The sequence below is a fragment of the Leuconostoc kimchii IMSNU 11154 genome (genome assembly GCF_000092505.1).
GTDB classification, from domain to species: Bacteria; Bacillota; Bacilli; order Lactobacillales; family Lactobacillaceae; genus Leuconostoc; species Leuconostoc kimchii.
Genome location: NC_014136.1, coordinates 356702 through 374281, shown reverse-complemented (window position 1 = coordinate 374281; position 17580 = coordinate 356702). Strand labels below are relative to the sequence as shown.

Annotated in this window: 29 protein-coding genes; 24 read left to right on the top strand and 5 right to left on the bottom strand. The window is 37.9% G+C overall.

Features of this window, described 5'->3' with window-relative positions:
• The first annotated feature begins 15 nt into the window (after nucleotides 1–15).
• Together LKI_RS02350 and guaA are read left to right on the top strand one after the other, a co-directional pair.
• On the top strand, nucleotides 16–996 hold the full coding sequence (locus LKI_RS02350) for an IMP dehydrogenase (protein WP_013102543.1): 981 nt from the start codon (nucleotides 16–18) through the stop codon (nucleotides 994–996).
• 53 nt (nucleotides 997–1049) lie between these two features.
• Nucleotides 1050–2597: a glutamine-hydrolyzing GMP synthase gene (gene guaA / locus LKI_RS02345; protein WP_013102542.1), complete on the top strand. Its 1548-nt coding sequence runs from the start codon at nucleotides 1050–1052 to the stop codon at nucleotides 2595–2597.
• Nucleotides 2598–2661: 64 nt separating this feature from the next.
• Here the strand turns inward: guaA and LKI_RS02340 are convergent, their stop codons facing one another.
• From LKI_RS02340 to LKI_RS02330, 3 genes are all read right to left on the bottom strand, one after another.
• Nucleotides 2662–3732, bottom strand: a complete 1071-nt coding sequence (locus LKI_RS02340; protein WP_013102541.1) for a tyrosine-type recombinase/integrase — start codon at nucleotides 3730–3732, stop codon at nucleotides 2662–2664.
• A gap of 137 nt (nucleotides 3733–3869) precedes the next feature.
• On the bottom strand, nucleotides 3870–4877 hold the full coding sequence (locus LKI_RS11120; RefSeq protein WP_013102540.1) for a hypothetical protein: 1008 nt from the start codon (nucleotides 4875–4877) through the stop codon (nucleotides 3870–3872).
• A 66-nt stretch (nucleotides 4878–4943) separates the two neighbouring features.
• Nucleotides 4944–5636 (bottom strand): XRE family transcriptional regulator, encoded by a 693-nt coding sequence (locus LKI_RS02330; protein WP_013102539.1) that lies wholly within the window; start codon nucleotides 5634–5636, stop codon nucleotides 4944–4946.
• 169 nt (nucleotides 5637–5805) lie between these two features.
• Between LKI_RS02330 and LKI_RS02325 the strand changes: the two genes are divergently transcribed.
• Nucleotides 5806–6042 carry a DUF739 family protein gene (locus LKI_RS02325; protein WP_013102538.1) on the top strand — a complete coding sequence of 79 codons (237 nt, stop codon included), beginning with the start codon at nucleotides 5806–5808 and terminating at the stop codon, nucleotides 6040–6042.
• A 91-nt stretch (nucleotides 6043–6133) separates the two neighbouring features.
• Here the strand turns inward: LKI_RS02325 and LKI_RS02320 are convergent, their stop codons facing one another.
• Nucleotides 6134–6394, bottom strand: coding sequence for a hypothetical protein (locus tag LKI_RS02320; protein ID WP_013102537.1), 261 nt, complete (start codon nucleotides 6392–6394; stop codon nucleotides 6134–6136).
• A gap of 90 nt (nucleotides 6395–6484) precedes the next feature.
• On the opposite strand from LKI_RS02320, the gene LKI_RS02315 reads away from it, so the two are divergent.
• From LKI_RS02315 to LKI_RS10970, 3 genes are read left to right on the top strand one after another with little or no spacing between them, the layout of a single operon-like run.
• Entirely contained in the window at nucleotides 6485–7228 is a 744-nt protein-coding gene (locus tag LKI_RS02315) for a phage antirepressor KilAC domain-containing protein (protein ID WP_013102536.1), read from the top strand.
• 56 nt (nucleotides 7229–7284) lie between these two features.
• Nucleotides 7285–7545, top strand: a complete 261-nt coding sequence (locus tag LKI_RS02310; RefSeq protein WP_013102535.1) for a hypothetical protein — start codon at nucleotides 7285–7287, stop codon at nucleotides 7543–7545.
• A 10-nt stretch (nucleotides 7546–7555) separates the two neighbouring features.
• Nucleotides 7556–7729, top strand: coding sequence for a hypothetical protein (locus LKI_RS10970; RefSeq protein ID WP_013102534.1), 174 nt, complete (start codon nucleotides 7556–7558; stop codon nucleotides 7727–7729).
• Between the two features lie 106 nt (nucleotides 7730–7835).
• Here LKI_RS10970 and LKI_RS02305 read toward each other — a convergent pair whose 3' ends face one another.
• Complete coding sequence (locus LKI_RS02305) at nucleotides 7836–8384, bottom strand: TIR domain-containing protein (protein ID WP_013102532.1); 549 nt, start codon at nucleotides 8382–8384, stop codon at nucleotides 7836–7838.
• Nucleotides 8385–8480: 96 nt separating this feature from the next.
• On the opposite strand from LKI_RS02305, the gene LKI_RS02300 reads away from it, so the two are divergent.
• The 18 genes from LKI_RS02300 to LKI_RS02225 all read left to right on the top strand — a co-directional run bounded on the left by LKI_RS02300 (nucleotide 8481) and on the right by LKI_RS02225 (nucleotide 17457).
• Complete coding sequence (locus LKI_RS02300) at nucleotides 8481–8687, top strand: helix-turn-helix domain-containing protein (protein WP_013102531.1); 207 nt, start codon at nucleotides 8481–8483, stop codon at nucleotides 8685–8687.
• A gap of 2 nt (nucleotides 8688–8689) precedes the next feature.
• Nucleotides 8690–9481, top strand: coding sequence for a conserved phage C-terminal domain-containing protein (locus tag LKI_RS02295; protein WP_013102530.1), 792 nt, complete (start codon nucleotides 8690–8692; stop codon nucleotides 9479–9481).
• Nucleotides 9482–9484: 3 nt separating this feature from the next.
• On the top strand, nucleotides 9485–10258 hold the full coding sequence (locus LKI_RS02290; RefSeq protein ID WP_013102529.1) for an ATP-binding protein: 774 nt from the start codon (nucleotides 9485–9487) through the stop codon (nucleotides 10256–10258).
• Nucleotides 10255–10404 carry a hypothetical protein gene (locus LKI_RS10965; RefSeq protein WP_013102528.1) on the top strand — a complete coding sequence of 50 codons (150 nt, stop codon included), beginning with the start codon at nucleotides 10255–10257 and terminating at the stop codon, nucleotides 10402–10404. The genes LKI_RS02290 and LKI_RS10965 overlap by 4 nt, the downstream gene beginning before the upstream one ends.
• A 94-nt stretch (nucleotides 10405–10498) precedes the next feature.
• Entirely contained in the window at nucleotides 10499–10684 is a 186-nt protein-coding gene (locus LKI_RS02285) for a hypothetical protein (RefSeq protein ID WP_013102527.1), read from the top strand.
• Between the two features lie 13 nt (nucleotides 10685–10697).
• A complete protein-coding gene (locus LKI_RS02280; protein ID WP_013102526.1) occupies nucleotides 10698–11594 on the top strand; it encodes a DUF1351 domain-containing protein in 897 nt (298 codons plus the stop codon).
• Complete coding sequence (locus LKI_RS10595) at nucleotides 11594–12235, top strand: ERF family protein (RefSeq protein ID WP_013102525.1); 642 nt, start codon at nucleotides 11594–11596, stop codon at nucleotides 12233–12235. Before LKI_RS02280 ends, LKI_RS10595 begins: the two co-directional genes overlap by 1 nt.
• Nucleotides 12236–12358: 123 nt before the next feature.
• A complete protein-coding gene (locus LKI_RS02270) occupies nucleotides 12359–13048 on the top strand; it encodes a putative HNHc nuclease (protein WP_013102524.1) in 690 nt (229 codons plus the stop codon).
• The gene (locus LKI_RS10960) at nucleotides 13035–13208 is read left to right on the top strand and encodes a hypothetical protein (protein WP_013102523.1); all 174 of its coding nucleotides are present in this window, start codon (nucleotides 13035–13037) and stop codon (nucleotides 13206–13208) included. Before LKI_RS02270 ends, LKI_RS10960 begins: the two co-directional genes overlap by 14 nt.
• 141 nt (nucleotides 13209–13349) lie before the next feature.
• A complete protein-coding gene (locus tag LKI_RS02265; RefSeq protein ID WP_013102522.1) occupies nucleotides 13350–13748 on the top strand; it encodes a dTDP-glucose pyrophosphorylase in 399 nt (132 codons plus the stop codon).
• 250 nt (nucleotides 13749–13998) lie between these two features.
• On the top strand, nucleotides 13999–14664 hold the full coding sequence (locus tag LKI_RS02255) for an N-6 DNA methylase (RefSeq protein ID WP_242651982.1): 666 nt from the start codon (nucleotides 13999–14001) through the stop codon (nucleotides 14662–14664).
• Entirely contained in the window at nucleotides 14645–15709 is a 1065-nt protein-coding gene (locus tag LKI_RS02250) for a site-specific integrase (RefSeq protein ID WP_013102519.1), read from the top strand. The genes LKI_RS02255 and LKI_RS02250 overlap by 20 nt, the downstream gene beginning before the upstream one ends.
• Nucleotides 15710–15717: 8 nt before the next feature.
• Nucleotides 15718–15939, top strand: a complete 222-nt coding sequence (locus LKI_RS02245; RefSeq protein WP_013102518.1) for a hypothetical protein — start codon at nucleotides 15718–15720, stop codon at nucleotides 15937–15939.
• A complete protein-coding gene (locus LKI_RS02240) occupies nucleotides 15923–16234 on the top strand; it encodes a hypothetical protein (RefSeq protein ID WP_013102517.1) in 312 nt (103 codons plus the stop codon). The genes LKI_RS02245 and LKI_RS02240 overlap by 17 nt, the downstream gene beginning before the upstream one ends.
• Before the next feature lie 67 nt (nucleotides 16235–16301).
• Complete coding sequence (locus LKI_RS10955; protein ID WP_187286361.1) at nucleotides 16302–16454, top strand: hypothetical protein; 153 nt, start codon at nucleotides 16302–16304, stop codon at nucleotides 16452–16454.
• Nucleotides 16455–16456: 2 nt separating this feature from the next.
• A complete protein-coding gene (locus LKI_RS02235; protein WP_013102514.1) occupies nucleotides 16457–16729 on the top strand; it encodes a hypothetical protein in 273 nt (90 codons plus the stop codon).
• Nucleotides 16726–16938, top strand: coding sequence for a hypothetical protein (locus LKI_RS02230; protein ID WP_013102513.1), 213 nt, complete (start codon nucleotides 16726–16728; stop codon nucleotides 16936–16938). Before LKI_RS02235 ends, LKI_RS02230 begins: the two co-directional genes overlap by 4 nt.
• 99 nt (nucleotides 16939–17037) lie before the next feature.
• A complete protein-coding gene (locus LKI_RS02225) occupies nucleotides 17038–17457 on the top strand; it encodes a DUF722 domain-containing protein (RefSeq protein ID WP_013102511.1) in 420 nt (139 codons plus the stop codon).
• Nucleotides 17458–17580 lie beyond the last annotated feature (123 nt).

Here is a 17580-nt window from a genome sequence, read left to right as displayed (position 1 = left end):
TAATGGAGAAAAAATATGCCTGAAAATAATGAAAATTATGGCCTTGGTTATGATCAAGTATTGCTTGTACCAGGCGCTTCAAATGTTTTACCACATACAGTATCCTTAGCAACAACACTTGCCCAGAACTTTGTTTTAAATATTCCTGTCATTGCTGAGGCACAAGGTGTGGCAACGGATCAACGCGTAGCAGCTACAGCGTTGAATGGTGGTTTGGGCGTTATTGCAGAACAAGAAGATATAGCCGCACAAGTATTGGCTGTTAAAACTGCAAAAGCTGTGCCAGTTGACTTAGAAAAATATCCGAATGCCTTTTTGGATGCACTTGGGAAAGTTCGTGTTGCTGCTGAGGTTTGGTTGATCACAGATGCGCAAGCACGCGTTGAAAAGCTTGTATCAGCAGGCGCAGATGCTATATTCTTTTATTTACAAGATGATTTGGATGCAGAAACAAATGCTATTGTAAAAGATGTTCGAAAAGCTTATCCAACAGTGTTTATCGCGGTTGGTACTGTTGAAGACCAAGGTATTGCGGGTGCGCTATATCAAGATGGTGTTGATGCAGTGATTGCTGGTCGCGCGGTCAATTCAGATTTACCCAATAACACATTCTATCCATTTTTAACTACTACAATGGCTATTGCTGAAGTAGCAGCTGATTTTGATAAAGCTGTTATTTCATCTGGTGGTGTACACTATTCTGGTGATGTTGTAAAAGCCATTTCAGCTGGCGCAGACGCTGTTTTAGTGACAGATCTACTCAAGGGTGAGGTTTTAGAGGCAGATGGCACATTTGCTGGTGGCGATATGTCTATAGATGATGCTATTTTTCAGGCAGATGGTGGTCTGAGAGCTGGTATGGGTTATACAGGATCATCAACCGTATTAGACTTGAAATTAACAGCACAATTTGTTCAAATAACTGATAATGGACTTCGTGAGTCACATCCACATGATGTTGAAATTACTAAAATTGCACCAAACTATGCAAAGTAATAATTATTCTGACAAAGATGAAATTTACTTTGAATTTGAAGGAGAGTAACACAATGGCTGAAGTAAATGCCGATAAAGTCCTGGTATTGGACTACGGTAGTCAATATAACCAATTAATTACCCGCCGAATACGTGAGATGGGTGTTTTTTCAGAGCTGAAGTCTCGCAATATGACAATAGCGGAAATTAAAGCGTATAATCCTAAAGCAATTATTCTGTCTGGCGGTCCAATGTCTGTATATGAAGCAAATGCTTTTACAGTGGATAAGGCTATCTTTGATCTTGGTCTACCAATTCTTGGTGTGTGCTACGGTATGCAATTAATGGCACAAACCTTAGGTGGAAAAGTCGAAGCTAATCCTGGCAATGGTGAGTTTGGACAAACAATTTTGCATCAAAAGCAAAAATCTGGGTTGTTACTTGCAAATACACCAGATTCTCAAACGGTTTTGATGAGTCACTCAGATAATGTCGTGAACTTACCGGATGGCTTTGTGGTGGCTGGTGGTTCTGATGCAACACCGATTGCTGCCATTGCTGATGATCAACGGCGATTGTATGGTGTACAATTTCATGCGGAAACGACACTTTCTGAACATGGTCAACAAATTTTGCACAATTTCGTTTTCGATATTGCGCATGCTGAAGCTAATTGGGATATGAGTGGGTTTATAGATGAACAAATAGCGCATATTCGTGAGGTTGTTGGTGATAAAAAAGTTTTGTTAGGTCTTTCTGGCGGTGTTGATTCATCAGTTGTTGGTGTTTTATTGCATAAAGCCATAGGAAGCCAACTAACATCTATTTTTGTTGATCATGGCTTGTTGCGTAAAAATGAAGCTGAACAAGTTATGGAAATGATGGGGCAACAGTTTGGTTTGAATATTATCAAAGTGGATGCCCAAGAACGCTTTTTGTCAAAATTGGCAGGTATCACAGATCCCGAACAAAAGCGTAAAATCATTGGTAATGAATTTATTCAAGTGTTCAATGATGAAGCAACAAAGTTGGATGGTATTGAGTTCTTAGCACAAGGCACTTTATATACTGATGTGATTGAGTCAGGAACAGATACTGCTCAAACAATTAAATCACATCATAATGTTGGGGGCTTACCAGAAGACTTACAATTTAAGTTAATCGAGCCACTTAATACGTTATTCAAAGATGAGGTACGTGAACTTGGTGAAGCACTCGATATGCCTCATGAAATGGTTTGGCGACAACCATTTCCAGGCCCTGGGTTAGGCATTCGTATATTGGGCGATATTACAGAAGATAAGCTCGAAATTGTACGAGATTCTGATTGGATTTTGCGTGATGAAATTTCAAAAGCTGGTCTCGAAGCTGATGTTTGGCAGTATTTTACTGTTTTAACTGGTGTTCGTTCAGTGGGCGTCATGGGTGATTATCGTACCTATGATTATACAATTGCTATAAGAGCGATTACTTCAGTTGATGGCATGACGGCTGACTTTGCGCAGCTACCTTGGCCATTGCTCCAGAAAATTTCAGCACGTATTGTTAATGAGGTTGGACATATTAACCGCGTGGTCTATGATATTACTGCTAAGCCACCAGCTACGGTTGAATGGGAATAATTTACACCCTTTAAAATAGCTGTTTAATAGTATTCTTGGGGACTATTGGGGACAAGAGAAATATTTAATGGTTAGAAAGTATATCGAGAACGAGTGCATCTTGCGCTTGTTCTTTTTCTTTTAGTAGATGTGCATATACTTGGAGCGTGATAGTCGTATTAGAATGGCCAACTCGTTTTGATATGTAAGCTATATCTACACCTTTATGCAATAGATAAGAAACGTGTGAGTGCCTCAGACCATGAAAGCGAATTTGATGTACACCAGCATGTTTTAGAATTGTTTCAAGAGTGTGACCCACATTAGCTCTATATTGCGGCTTAAAAAGTAAGTCAGTTTTTGCGGTGTTCTTTATATAATTTTCTATTGCGCTATTTAATTTTTGTGATATGCTGACTGACCGAATAGATGAATTGGTTTTCGGAGCGGTATATTCATGAGAAGATGCTGAATATGATTCATCAATGATGATTTTATTTGGTTGTATATCTGATGTTCGTAACGCGAATATTTCACCTAGTCTTGCACCAGTTTCCAAAGCAATTAATACCATTAGCAATTTTGAATTCTGAACCATTTGATTTTGATTTTCATACAAAAAAGTCTGCAATCTCTCAAATTCTTCAGCGCTGAGATAGTTTTCTGATTTATGTGTTTCAAAGTGACTGTTTGCTCTAACTCTGCTAAATATATCTTTATCTATATAGCCATCTAATAAGGCATCTTTCAAGGAACTTCTGACAGAAACCAGAAAGCCTTGTGTGGATTTCAAAGTATGGGTTTCTCCGTATTGATTGATTAATTGTTGAATCCGATAATTAGTTAGTTGATCTAAACGGATACCAGCAAACAAATTCTGTACATTTTTTATCCATGATTTATATCTTATGTACGTAGATTCTCTGATGATAGGGCGCTTATACGTTTCTACCCACTTTATATAGTAATCACTATAAAGTATTTTACTACTGAACACATCATAGCCGTTGTTTGACTTGTTTTCTTGTTCAATAGACCAAGCAGAGGCTTCTTTTTTGGTATCGAAAGTTTTCGATATTTTCTTTCTAATGCCTTTGTTACCGGTAACGGATACAACAGCCCGCCATTTTTTGCCACGTTTTTCAAAACTCGCCATATAAAAAGCCTCCTTTAAAAAGGGGCTTATATCTGATATAATTATCAAGAACGCCCCGTGCGTTTTTATTTTTGTCTTTAGCACACCTCTAACTTTTGCCGGTTGGGTGTGCTTTTTTATTTGTCTATTTTTATATTTTAATAACCATAGTCATCACTAGCTTTTCCTTGGTCGTTAACGATTTTAGCATATATCGCTGGCACGGTTATTTTGCCACTGATAGCAGATTTATATGAAACTGTTCCAACACTGTCTCCAGATATGGTTACTAAATCATCTTCCAAAACTCGTGAGCCTTTCAATGTATCTGGATCATATCCAACTAAAATAATGTTATCTGAATTTCCGTCAACCGCTAATCGTATTTGGGTTTCATCATCATCTTCCATTACTTGGACTACTTTACCGGTAAATTGCATTTTTTTGCCTTTGTAGTCATCTGGCGTCCTTGCTATTTGATCATATGTAATTCCTGTTTGATATGATGATGCATCGTCTGATGAGCTAGCATCGGTAGCTTCACTACTTGACGATGAAGTTTCATCATCGTCTGGTTTCTCGCTAGAACTAGAAGAGCCTAAGCTGTTGTAGTAGTCTGCTTGTGACTTGTTCAGTACTAGATTAGTCTTTTTTATATTCTTGGCAATGTCGTATTGTAAATCGTCACTTATTTTAGACTCTACATTGTATTTAGATAGACTTCCCTTTAAATCAGTGACAGCAAAAAGGTACGCTTTAATGGGTGTATCTGTTTTATATTCGCTGTAATAATGTAATGTCAAAGGATCAACAAGCATGGTAAATTTTCCATTGTTTACCTTTGCCCAAGAAGTCATAGATTTTGAAGTAGCTGCGTTTACTCCAAAATAATCAGTATCAGAAGAGTCTCCGTATGTCGCAAACACCTTTGCTCCATCCGGCGCTGATGTTGTACCTGAAATTTCCCAGTCAGACGTATCATTTGCTTTGACGCTGCTAACTTTCAAATTATAGACTTTTTGTTTGCTTGAACTATCCGTTGCCTTAACATTGGAGTCCTTTTTGTTTGTTGCCGATATTAGCGCAATCAGCAACAATACGACCCCGATCGTAATTAATACCCACAACCACGGTTTCTTATAAAAATTACCATTCTCCTGTGACATATCTATTTATCTCCACCAGCGGTTTAATGTGAACACTTAGCACATATATGTACACCGCATAGCGGTTTATAGAACGACGACCCCGAATACTGATAATTCATGATTTTCATCTAACGGCATATCATTGTATTTTGGATTTAACGACACAAGGCGTGCGCCGTTTTCATCACTCATGAATTTTTTGACGTAGGCTTGTTGATCATAATCAGCAATGATGAACTGACCGTTGAACACTTCTTTAGTCTTATCGACAAATATGATTTGCTTGTCTGCAAAAGTAGGTTCCATCGAATCGCCGTTTACGATGACTGCAAAGTCGTGTGGTGGTATTTCGCCTTCATAAGCGACTGTTTCTTCATGACCGTCTCCCAAATACTCGCCAGTACCAGCAGAAACGGCTCCTGATATAACAACTTCTCGTTTTATGGGCATCTGAACAATTTTATTTTGCTCATTGTACTGTTGCTTTGTGTATTTGTAAACTTTTTCTTGACGTTCCTTGCTGATTTTGTTAGCCACATTATATATTTTATCTAATATAGACTCGTCATTCATTGGGACGTCAGCACCAATTAACCAGCTTGGATTAATATTTAATGTTTTAGCGATAACAAATATGTTATCTTGCTTTGCAGAATATTTTCCAGCAAGCCATTGGCTTATAGAAGACTTTCCAATTCCCGTCATTTTTGCTAAATCTGCAGGTTTTATGTTTTTGTGATCCATAGCTATTTTAAGTCTAGAATTAAAACTTTCCATATTTTTTCTCCTTAATAGGTCATAAATAAGTATAAACTAAAGTTCAGTAAAACTCAACTATAAAATAAAAAAAGTTCAGAAAAACTAAACAAATTTGTTGCATTATGAAAATATAGGTGTTACTATAAGGGTGTTCAGAAAACTGAACTAAAAGTAAAGGAGGTGCAAAATGATAAAGTTTGATTATGAGCGTCTGTATGGACGAATTAAGTCGAAGGGATTCAATCAAAGCTCTCTATCCAGAGAGATTGGAATTTCAGCGGCTTCGCTAACCAATAAATTAAAAGGTGTTCCGTTTCGTCAAGACGAAATATTGAATATCTGCAAAGTTCTTGATATTAGCGATAACGAAATGGCGGCTTATTTTTTTACAGTTAAAGTTCAGAAAACTGAACAACTAACATAGGAGGAAGAAAGCATGGCAACAAAAACAATCAATAGAAAAAGGTACCAAATCACGCAAGTGACTGGTACCCAGACGGGATCGATTTCAATTGTTACTTCTCAGGGTCTTCAATTGAAAACTTACCGTCGCCGATTTGGTAGAGTGGGCGATTGGTACGTAAGACAATCTTTGAAGATGTCTGCTCAAAATAAATAATCAAACCGTTATCGTACAAAGATATTTTTCTTAATAGAGATGGGGTCTCTTCAATAAAAATATCTTTGAAATGTTTAGAACCTGGTGTATCAACGTGTAATGTTCCAGATTCTAGTGAGTACTCATGTTCTAAATGAACATTTTCAAATTCATTCATTATTTTTTCTCCTTTCATAAGACTAGGCAAATGAGCCAGTAACTAAAGGATAGCACTTATCACAATTTACAACATTAGAAAGGTAAACACATGAACGAAATTATCAAGATTAACCAAAACGAACAAGGCGAGGCACGAGTAAGTGCTCGGGAATTATATAAAGAACTTGGTGTTAAGAAACGTTTTAGCGCTTGGTTTGAACAATACCAAGAAATGTACGTTGACGGAGTTGATTTTAAGGGTGTACTTACAGGTACGCCCTATAACAAAGCTAACCCTGACAAGCTTCAAAATATTCAAGATTATTCACTCACGGTCGACATGGCCAAGAACGTGGCTATGATGTCAAAAACTGAAAAAAGTCAACAAATTCGTGATTATTTCATTCAAGTTGAAAAGCGATATAAGCAACTTTCACAAGATCCATCTTATCAAATGGCACTTGGCTTGAAAGCGTCACAGTTATTACTTGATCAGAAAGACCAAATCATTGCTGAAATGAAACCTAAAGCACTATTTGCTGATGCAGTTGACACGAGCAACAACAGTATTCTGATTGGACAGTTAGCGAAAATACTGCGACAAAATGGCGTAAACATTGGTCAAAATCGTTTGTTCACTTGGTTACGCGAACATGAATATTTAGGCGTACGAGGAGAGCAACATAACTTGCCAACTCAAAAGAGTATGGACTTAGAAATTATGGAAACAAAGACACGAACAGTTAATAACCCTGATGGTTCAGTACGTACAACTAGTACGCCTAAGGTTACTGGAAAAGGTCAAATTTACTTCGTGAACAAGTTTTTGCAAGAAAAAGGAGGCGCGGCATGAGCATGATTGATTTTATCGAGTGTCGCGATCGGTTTTTAAACAATTAAGGAGAAATTATGGCAACAGCATATCAATTAACACCAGAAAGAATTGAAGAGTTACGACTTTATCACGAAATTGGTTGGCCACCTTCATTAACAATGAACCAACTAGAGTTGTACGAACGAACAAATATCGCAACATTGCGTAAGTATCTATTGGGTAGACCAGACGCACCATTTATTCCATTTGACCGTGGCGGGATTATTCCGTTGCTGTCTTGGGAGAAGTTCAAAGCAGCCGTATCCGTTGGAAAAACATATGATGGTGAAATTTAGGAGGTAACAAATGGCAACAGCAATCACATGGTTCATCATCATCTCAGCAGGCATCGCACTGTTCAGATGGGATGAGAACCGGTTTAATGAGCGAGAAGCGCAACACGATTACGAAGAACTTATCAAGAATGGTTACACAGAAAAAGAAGCAGCGTTCTTAATTAACAATGTAGTGGAGGATTAGGAAAATGAATAAAGAAATTATGGAATTAAAAAAAGAAATTAACGAGTTAAAGGCACAAGTCAACTTCTTATTAGGTTTTGTAGATGGGTTGAATTCAAAAAAATAATTATTTATCCAAACCAAAAGTCTTTGCTAATTCTGCAAATTCCTTTATTTTAGAAAAATCACCACTTGAAATAGCGTCGAGAGCCATTTTCTCTCCCATTTCTTCACCCAAATTTTTAGATTCTGATTCAGGCTTAAAGTTTTCAAAAACTTTAATCATTTGTTCTAGTTGTGATTGCATTTTTTCAAGGTCTGGTAACTCTTTTTCGTAAATCATTACACGCAAATTATGTATGTCGAACGGCAGTTCAGCAACTGACTGAGCGATTACGATTAACGGTGATTTTAATGAAAACCGATAACCTAATTCAAACATGACATTTGCGTTAGTACCAGTAACGTCAGCAATAACCAAATCAGCGCTATTTAATTGGTTAATAATGTCTTGATCAATAGTATTTGTACTGTTAATTAAATCTGAACGCAGTGTTTCATAATCTAATCTCTCAGACACTGGTTTTATAATAGATTTCAAAACAAAATCAGAGGTGCGTCTTTCTGCAGAACCTTCTGATCCAATGGGCGAAACGAAAAAAATTTTTTTAGTCATTAAATGCACCTTTTTTAAAATTATTTGATAACTCAATCATACCAGAATAAAAGAACAATAAGATCAAAACTAGTACTGAAAGGACAGTATTTGTACATGAAAATAAATGAAAAATTGAATAAATTGTTACAAGAAAAAGGCAAGTCATGGTATTGGCTAGGCAAAAATTCAGGTGTTGATATGAGTACAGTTTATCGAATTAAAAATGATGAAAGTGCTGGTACAGATTTCAACACAATGGAAAAAATAGCTGATGCATTAGATGTCAGCTTAGATGAATTTAGAAGTAAGGAAGAGGGGTAGTCATGGCGCAAAGAAGAATGTTTAGCAAAGAAATTACAACAAGTGACACATTTGTAGATATGCCAATGTCGAGTCAACTACTGTACTTTCACTTAGGAATGGAAGCAGATGATGAGGGGTTTATCGGTAATGCAAAAATGTTAAGCCGAGCTTATGGTGCAAACAGCGATGATTTATCACTATTAAAAGCTAAGGGTTTTATCATCATGTTTGAGAACGGTGTCAGCGTTGTAAAAGATTGGAATTTGAACAATAAAATACGAAAAGACAGAATGAAACCAACAATTTACCGTTCTGAAAAAAGTATTTTAAACGTTGACGTAGATGGGTCTTACTTCATTAGAAACAAAATGACAACCATTTCGCAACCAGACGACAACCAAATGTCCGCACAGGATAGGTTAGGTAAGGATAGGTTAGGTAAGGATAGTAAAGATATATTGTCTGGTTCTGACGAACCCGACCACGTGCCCTACAAAGAAATTGTTGATTACTTGAATAAAAAGACTAGAAATAAATACCGAAGTAGCGGTTCAAAAACAAAATCACTGATTAAAGCACGTTTTAACGAGGGGTTTAGCTTAGATGATTTCAAAGCAGTGATTGATGTTAAGAGTAGTCAATGGGTTAATGATCAAAAAATGAACAAGTTCTTACGACCAGAAACATTATTTAGCAATAAGTTTGAGGGTTATCTCAACGAGAACAATGTCAAACCAAATAATACTGATATGCGCAACATGACACAGGAAGAAGGCATGCGAGCAGCATTGGGTAAATACTACAAGGAATAGATTATGAATAACGTATCAGACTTTGCAACTGAATGGATTAAATCACACGGTGGCACGTTACTTAGCGAGGAAGAACTAGCAACTAAGTTAGCGGACATCGACAAACAAGCAGAAGAAAAAGCAGCAGCTGATTATCTCGCATTGAAACGTAAGGTATATGACCGCGATAGTCTATGGCCATCGAACCGAAAGGCAACATTCACATTTGAGAGGTGGTTACCAGAACGACAAACAAACGTGAAGCTGGCTACAAAAATCAAAAATCAAGCAACGGATATTTTCAAACGACTAAGGTCTGATAACTTCAACATCTTCATTCTTGGCAATGCCGGTACTGGTAAAACAGCCATCACCTTAGCGCTAGTCAATGCATTGGAAAGATACAGCCACAAGACAGTGATGTTTGTTAGTACTGTGGCGTTACGTGAATCAGTCATGTATGAATTTAGTGATTTGGGTGCCAGAGCTAAATTAGATCGTATCGCAAAGTCGATGCAAGAGGTTGACGTTTTGATACTTGATGACTTTGGTTCAGAAGTAGGCATGTCTGGAAATGGCAAGCAAGCAACCGAACGTTTACAGCAGTTCTACATGAGAGTGGCTGATGCGCGCTATGAGGTGGACGAAAACGATAAAAGGACTAAGAGTACCATCGTGACGTCAAATAACGTCAGGAGCGAATTAGAGGGCATGTACAATGACAAGTTAATTAGTCGATTAGTGACTAAGAAAACAGAAAATGTGTTGTTGTTTGCTGGATTGGAGGATATCAGATGACAAAATATCAAGCAGTGCGCACGGAAAACGGCGAAATAGTCGAACGCGACGTGAAAACGTCCGATAGATTTAGTTGGATAGATGCACGCGTCAGGGCATTGAAATGCTTTGGTGGCGACTGGGGCTTTGAAGAAATTGAACAGTAAAAAAACGCCTAGCCATTGGCGTGGTTAGACGTGAGGTATAAATTATTCACAAAAATAATACCTCAAATATAGCAAGAAATGAGGAATAAGGCAAATGGTTCAAGATGCAATTGATTTTTACAAGCCTGATAAGCCAGACAGAAATTGGGAACGTATGCAGTCGCGTATTGAATATTTGGAATCCGAACGCAGTAAGGCATACGAAAAGATAGATCAAGCCAACGACTGCATTCAAGAGTTAAACGAAGAGATTAGTAATTTAATTTTAAGCATTGATTAGACAGGAGAACAACATGGCAAATGAAGTAGCAACAATTAATGCACTAGAAATAGCTGAGCTAACGCCGGCAAATATTGAAGTGCCTGATTTAGATGCACTGGTAGAAAACACTGACCAGATGCTGAATAAATACAAAGAGTTTCCAGTTGTTGAAGAAAGTTATGGCAAAGCAAAAGATTTGCGCAGCGAAATCGCCAAAACAATTAAGGACATCAGCAGCCAACGAAAAAACATTGAAGAACGAGTATTAGGTAATTGGCCTGATGTCAAAAAGAAGATGATGTCGATTGAAAAGCAAGGTAAGCAGGCATCTGATTTGTTGAAATCACAAATGTTGCCGATTGAAAACGAAATCAAAGAACGACGCCGTGCGGTAATCATGAATGATGTGATAACCCTAGCGAGTGAACAGGGTGTTGATTGGGCGCGTATCCAGTTCAATGAAAAGTGGCTAAACAAGACTTACAGCCGTAATGACATGTTAAGCGAGATTGATGCACAGATTACCCAAATCAAAAAAGATGACGAATTACACGCGTTGAAAATCAATCAAATAGAGATTGAGGCTAGTAGCGTTGGCGTGGAAGCTTCACCATATGTTTCAATGCTTGATTATCGCGACTTGGCGGACGTCAAAGCACAAATTCATCGTGATATTGAAATTAGGCAAGCTAAAGAAGATGAAGATAAACGCGCTAAAGAGGCTGAGATTAAGCGCCAACAAGAACGTGAATCTAATGCTAAACAAGTGGGCGACAAGCTAGTTGATGAAGATGGTGAAGTCATTCAACCAAAGCCGGTTGAGAAACGATATAACCGTACAGTGCACATTCTTGAAGCCACAGTGGCTGATTTGAATGATTTAGCTGACTTCATGAAATCACGTGGTATTAAATTTAGAGGTGAATGATGGCAGATTTTAAGAATCTATTTGAAGCGTTGGCAGAAACGCAGAACAACATTGAACAGCCTAAGAAAGACGCGAGCAACCCGATGTTTAAATCTAGCTACGTCACGCTAGATGCAGTCATCAATTCGATTATTAATGCCAAGAAAAAAGCAGGTGCTAGTTTTTTCTTCACGAACATTGTTCAAGATGGCGTAATGTTAACACGAATTATTGGCTATGGTGAGACATTGGATTTAGTTGGCTCACGGGTGGCTGATGATTTAGGGAACCGTGGCACAAACTCGGCGCAGGCGGAAGGGTCAGCACTAACCTATGCCAGGCGATACAGCCTATCCATGGCTTTTGGGATTGCGAGTGATGTTGATGACGATGGCAACAGTGCAGGAAAAGTAGCCAACCGCCAAAGTAACAGCCAACCGCCAAAGCAGCCAGAGGCGAAGTTGATCACTCAAGAACAATTGTCATTGTTAGTCAGAATGATTGACGAAGCTTCCAAAATGAGCGGCAAAGAACTACTGTCATTCGCCCTGAAAGCAGCAGGAGTACCAGCGCTTAAATTTGTTCATGAAGACAATTATAAGCAGTTACTCGCGACAGTTACAGAGTGGCATCAAAAAGCAGAAACAGAAGAACAACAGTAACCTTACGACCTAATCATCGTCGTAAAACTGATTAGTCCAGTGGAAGAGGTTTGTCAGAATTTCCTGCGTCCGCTCGACATGGCGTAACCATGCAGATGGGTGAGATGCCCATGAGGTGAACAAATGAAAATTTTTCAAGCGTACCCAACTAAAAAAGCGGGTAATGAAATCATATTTAGATTTGAAGATGAAACAAGCGCTAATCAATTCTTGGCAACCTATCAGTTGTTTAAACAGACATTAGTTGAGATACAAGTGACTGATGACCGTGAGATTAGCAGCAAGCAACGCAAATTCATATACGCACTGTTCCGTGACATCTCTAATTGGTCAGGCGACATGCCGGAATACGTCAAGCAAATGTTTAAGATGTGGTTCGAGCAATGGAAGGACTTAGACGAGTTCTCGTTACGAGATGTCGAAAAATCAGTAGCAGCGGAGCTCATCACATTCATGTTGGACTTTGTGGCAGAACACGATGTGCCATTGAGTTTTAAGCCACTAGATGCGTTAGAACCCGATGAAATAAAACATTGGGAGTACAAGGCTCTGATTGAGGGTTTTGATGTTATTGACGGTTCACGACCAGTTGAGCTAGCTCACGGCGAACACGCGGTTGGCATGGGACGAGATAGAAACGCCATCAGTAACGTTGGCAACACGGTGTTTAGTTTGAGCCACGCGCATCATATGGAGTTGCACAGCGTTGGACTGTCAGAATTTAAAAGTAAATATCACATTAACGGCGTGTTGGTCACGCCAGAAATATTAAAAGAACTAGAAATCAGAGGACGGAAATTTGGAAAATCATAAAGTGATTGGCATCAAGACGCAAGTTATTTATTTTATTGGCAACGCGATTGCATGCCGTCGATACATTAACAGCAACAGCATTGTGAAACACACAGGCAAGGGACGTTCTGAAAAGACGCGTAGTGAATTTGGTTTTGATGAAGCGTTGCAGATTATTTAAGCGAGCTAACGATGGCGTGTGAGTTCTAAGACGATTATTTACTAGTTAAACTAGCGAATAACACATTTAAATAGTCATCTGGTATAAATAGACGTTTGAAAGCTAAAATATCACAGTGAACGTTTTAGAGGGTAAAAAACAATGGAAAAAGTTACGTTAGGGTTAACGGTTTTGAAACCATTGACACTAAACAAATATATTGAAGCTGAAAGAAAGAATAAATTCATTGCAGCTAAGTTGAAAAAGCAAGGGACTTTGTATGCAAGATCAATATTTCTTCAAGCAATGGTCGATGGCGTGGCATTTAATTGGCCGTGCAAATTAAAGTTTGACTGGTATTTACCAGACAAGAGAATTGACCCAGACAACTGGGCATTTACACAAAAATTTATATTTGATGGCATGCAAAAGGCCATCACGCACAGACGTCCGTTTCTGGATAATGACAATTTTAAAAACATCAACGGATTTGACCACGATTTTTACATCGACAAAGCCGAGCCAAGAGTTGAAATTTACGAAATAGAGGCAAGAACATGAGAGAACTCAGACACGACAATTTAATTTTCTTTTCATAAGACCCTGAAAATACGCATATTGGTAGATTAGTTGCTAAACAGATGTTGGCATTGGATTACAGATATGCAGATGTGGCTCGCAGGGGGGGATTTAACGATGGGAACAACGTCATTATGATCGTTAGTGGCAGGAGACGCGACCCGTATTTTAGCTCAATTGTTAAATTGTCCAAAGCGCTTGATTTAAAACTAGAAAAATTCATAGAGGAGAAATGATGATTAAAACAGCCAGTAAAACAATACACGAGATATTTGGAGTTAAAGAGTCGTTTAAACTACCAGATGAAATGATGAAGATCGTTCTCGACAAAGAAAAACGTGAAACGGCAATGATGAGATATTTAGACGAATATACTAGAGATTTATCATATGACGGATTTCATGAATATTACGAAGAGGAACAGGCGGAACGGAAGAAAAACAAACAAGATTTTACGCCTGATTCAATATCAGATATATTGTCAAAGATTGTCGGCACTAGTAACAGTTACTACGAACCAACAGCTGGAACAGGTGGCATGCTAATCAGAAAATGGCATCAAGACCAAATGGCTACTAGTCCGTTTGATTACAAGCCGTCTAATTACCTGTTCTTCGCGGAAGAATTGTCAGACAGGGCGCTACCATTCTTGATTTTTAACCTAGCAATACGCGGAATAAACGCTGCCGTGGTACACGGTGATGTGTTGACCAGAGAAGCGCGTGGCGTTTTCTTTATTCAAAATGATAATGATGACTTTTTGGGTTTTTCAAGCGTGAATATCATGCCCTATTCTGATGAAGTCAAAAAATATTTCGGTATTCAAAAATGGGAAGGCGAGAAATACGAAGCGCATATAGAAAGTGAGTTAAACACATATGGAATATTTGACATCTGATGTTGAAGTTGAAAGTTTAAAACAGAAAATAGTATCATCTGTTAGCAAGATGAAATTTTGGGAATATTTTGAATGGTTTGCAGTAAATTACAAAAAGGATTTCGTGACTAAAGTTACTTATTGCAAGTACCAACTTACAAAAAAGTGGTTGGAAAATAATTTACACGAGTTGAAGTTAACTGATTTAGAGAATAATCGGCAAGTATTGCAGTTTATGTTAGATGAGTACGGAAAGACAAGACAACATCAAACAGTAACTGATTTTAAAAACTTGATATATTCATCACTGAATTATGCGGTTGATGACGGTTTCATCACTGGATTTAGTAAGACAAACATTGTCATTCACTCAGTTGAAAACAGTTGGAGTCCTGAAAAACGTTCCGACAAAAAGAACGAAAAGAAATGGCTAGATATGAAGGAGTTCGTGGGATTTAAAAATTATTTGGATTTCAAACTAGAAGAAGTATTAAACAAGGAACCAATATTTAAAAATGGTCCAATATCTGAGCAAACCTACTTGATGATACTAGCGGTTGCAATTCATACAGGGGCACGTATTAGTGAGGTTATGGGAATTCAAATATCTGATGTTTCTGATGGCAAATTGTCAATTAATAAGACGTGGAATTACAAGACCAGAACAGGCGGCTTTATGCCGACAAAAAATCTGTCCAGCATTCGCACCGTAAATATTGATCCAACAATCGAAAAACTATTATTCGAATATCATGAGTATTCAGAAAAAAATAATCTTAGCGATAGCGACTTACCACTACTTCATGAGAAAGATAAGCATATCTTTAATTCAACAGTCAACGAGAAGTTGCACCAATATTTGAAATTGAGAGGCATTGGCGCGATTTCAGTACACAAATTGCGCCACAGCTACATCTCAACACTAATCTCAAACGGCATTCAAATAAATTACATTGCTAAGCAGGTTGGGCATTCAAACACGGATATGATCAATAAGATTTATGGTCATCTGCAAAAAGAAATCGAAGATAGAGAAGTCGATAAAGTTAAGTTGGTATTTGCTTAGGAGTAAAGATGAAACGAATAAAAGAAATAATCCCGGGTGCACTAGACAATTTCAATGCGTACTATGACACGCGATATAAAAACGGAGATTTAGTCAACGAGGGATATTCACTACTAAAAGGTAAAAATTGGGTTATCACATTATCAGAATTTGTAGATTACTTCAACAATTACCTATCATCAAAGAACGCAATTGAATTAGTGGAGGTTACAGATGAGCAGAGAGATTAAGTTTAGAGCATATCCTGAAATCGGCGACATTGTTAGAAATAACATGGCTTCACATGACAAATATTTTGAAAAAGAAAATCAATACTGGAGTAGAAATTTCATTTACATGGGTGTTAATGGAAGATATGTGAGAGCTATTCATTTGCACGGAAAAATAGAAATTGATAATCAAGCATTTTACAAAGATGATTTAAAAAATATTGAAAACAGTAATAAATTTGATGTTGTAGGTCACTCTAAAATTTTTGATTTATTAAAAGATGAGTTATTTGGAAAATATACGGAGGAAAATTAATGGCTAAATACAGAGCGAAGCCAGTAGTAGTTGAAGAATTTCAATACAGGGTGGATCTAATGCCTGAATGGGCGGCACAAGAAATGGTCAATGGAAGTACCATACAGCAGGTTGGAATATGACTAACTGTGCAGAATGGGCACAAGATGAACATATAACAGCAACAAACGCAATGCGTGCATGGTTAGATCCAAACGTGATTAAGGTTGTGGAGGAATAACAATGAAGCTAGAAGATTATTTAGACGATTCTGAAAACTCGTATCGTCAAACTGCGAAACAGCGCGGGCAATACAAACAAGCATTTGACAAACGGACAGTGCAACAGCGCCAGATGCGATACCAGCGAAACAGCAAAATCAGGAAGTTGATTAAGGAAGACAATGTATTAGAACTTGATTTAATCGCGAAGCATTGCAACGTGTCGCTATCGACAATTAAGAGAAGTTTATCCGAGATTGGATTTCATTACAGGAATGGAGAGGTAGTGAAATGAAAGTTAGAAAAGATTATCGTGTCGGTCATTTGGTTCATGATTTTTATTTTAAAAGGCGCATCGACATCAGAGAATATCGACATGAATACGAACTGGATGACAAAACAATTCGTATTGATATAAATCGCGCGAAAGATATTTTAGAAGACTTCTACGGATATACTGTTGTACGTGATGGTTTTAAAATATATGAGGCTAAAAAATTATGACAGAATCAGAAGTTAATAAGCGGTCAAAACCTAAAATACACGCGGTTGAGTTGGAGGTGGAGTGATGTTAACTACATTTGGTTGAGAAAGGAGTAACGCGTGGCAGATAAGATTGATAAATTCTTAAGCGATTATTATTCAGGCATAATTGACATGCAGATCGTGCAACGCAAAAAAGAGTTAAAGTTGCCAGATATGATTGATGAGAATATTGGTGGTGGCCGTGCGCAGAACAAACATACACGTCCAGTGGATGATGGTCTAATCATTCAAGAGAGTGACTACATTTTACAATCGTTCATACGTGACGAGTGGTTGATGACTAACTTCTTGAAAATACTAACGAGTGAAGAACGTGCCATGTTGCAACTTAAGTACGATAGACGGCGAAAACGGAGTTGGTATCAGGTGGCGCGTATGTTGTCTAAGTCAGAGAGCCAATGTTATCGAGATATGACTGCCATTAAAAAGATATATCGAGAGTCAATGTTTAAGGCTGTGGATAACTCACACCCCTGAAAACATGCGAGTTTTTTGCGAGTTTTTGACCTGAAAAAGGTGCAATAATGGTAGTGTTGATAATTATCAAACGAAGAACACGCCTGAAGGAACAGATAAGTATTTGGGTTAAATAGATAGGTT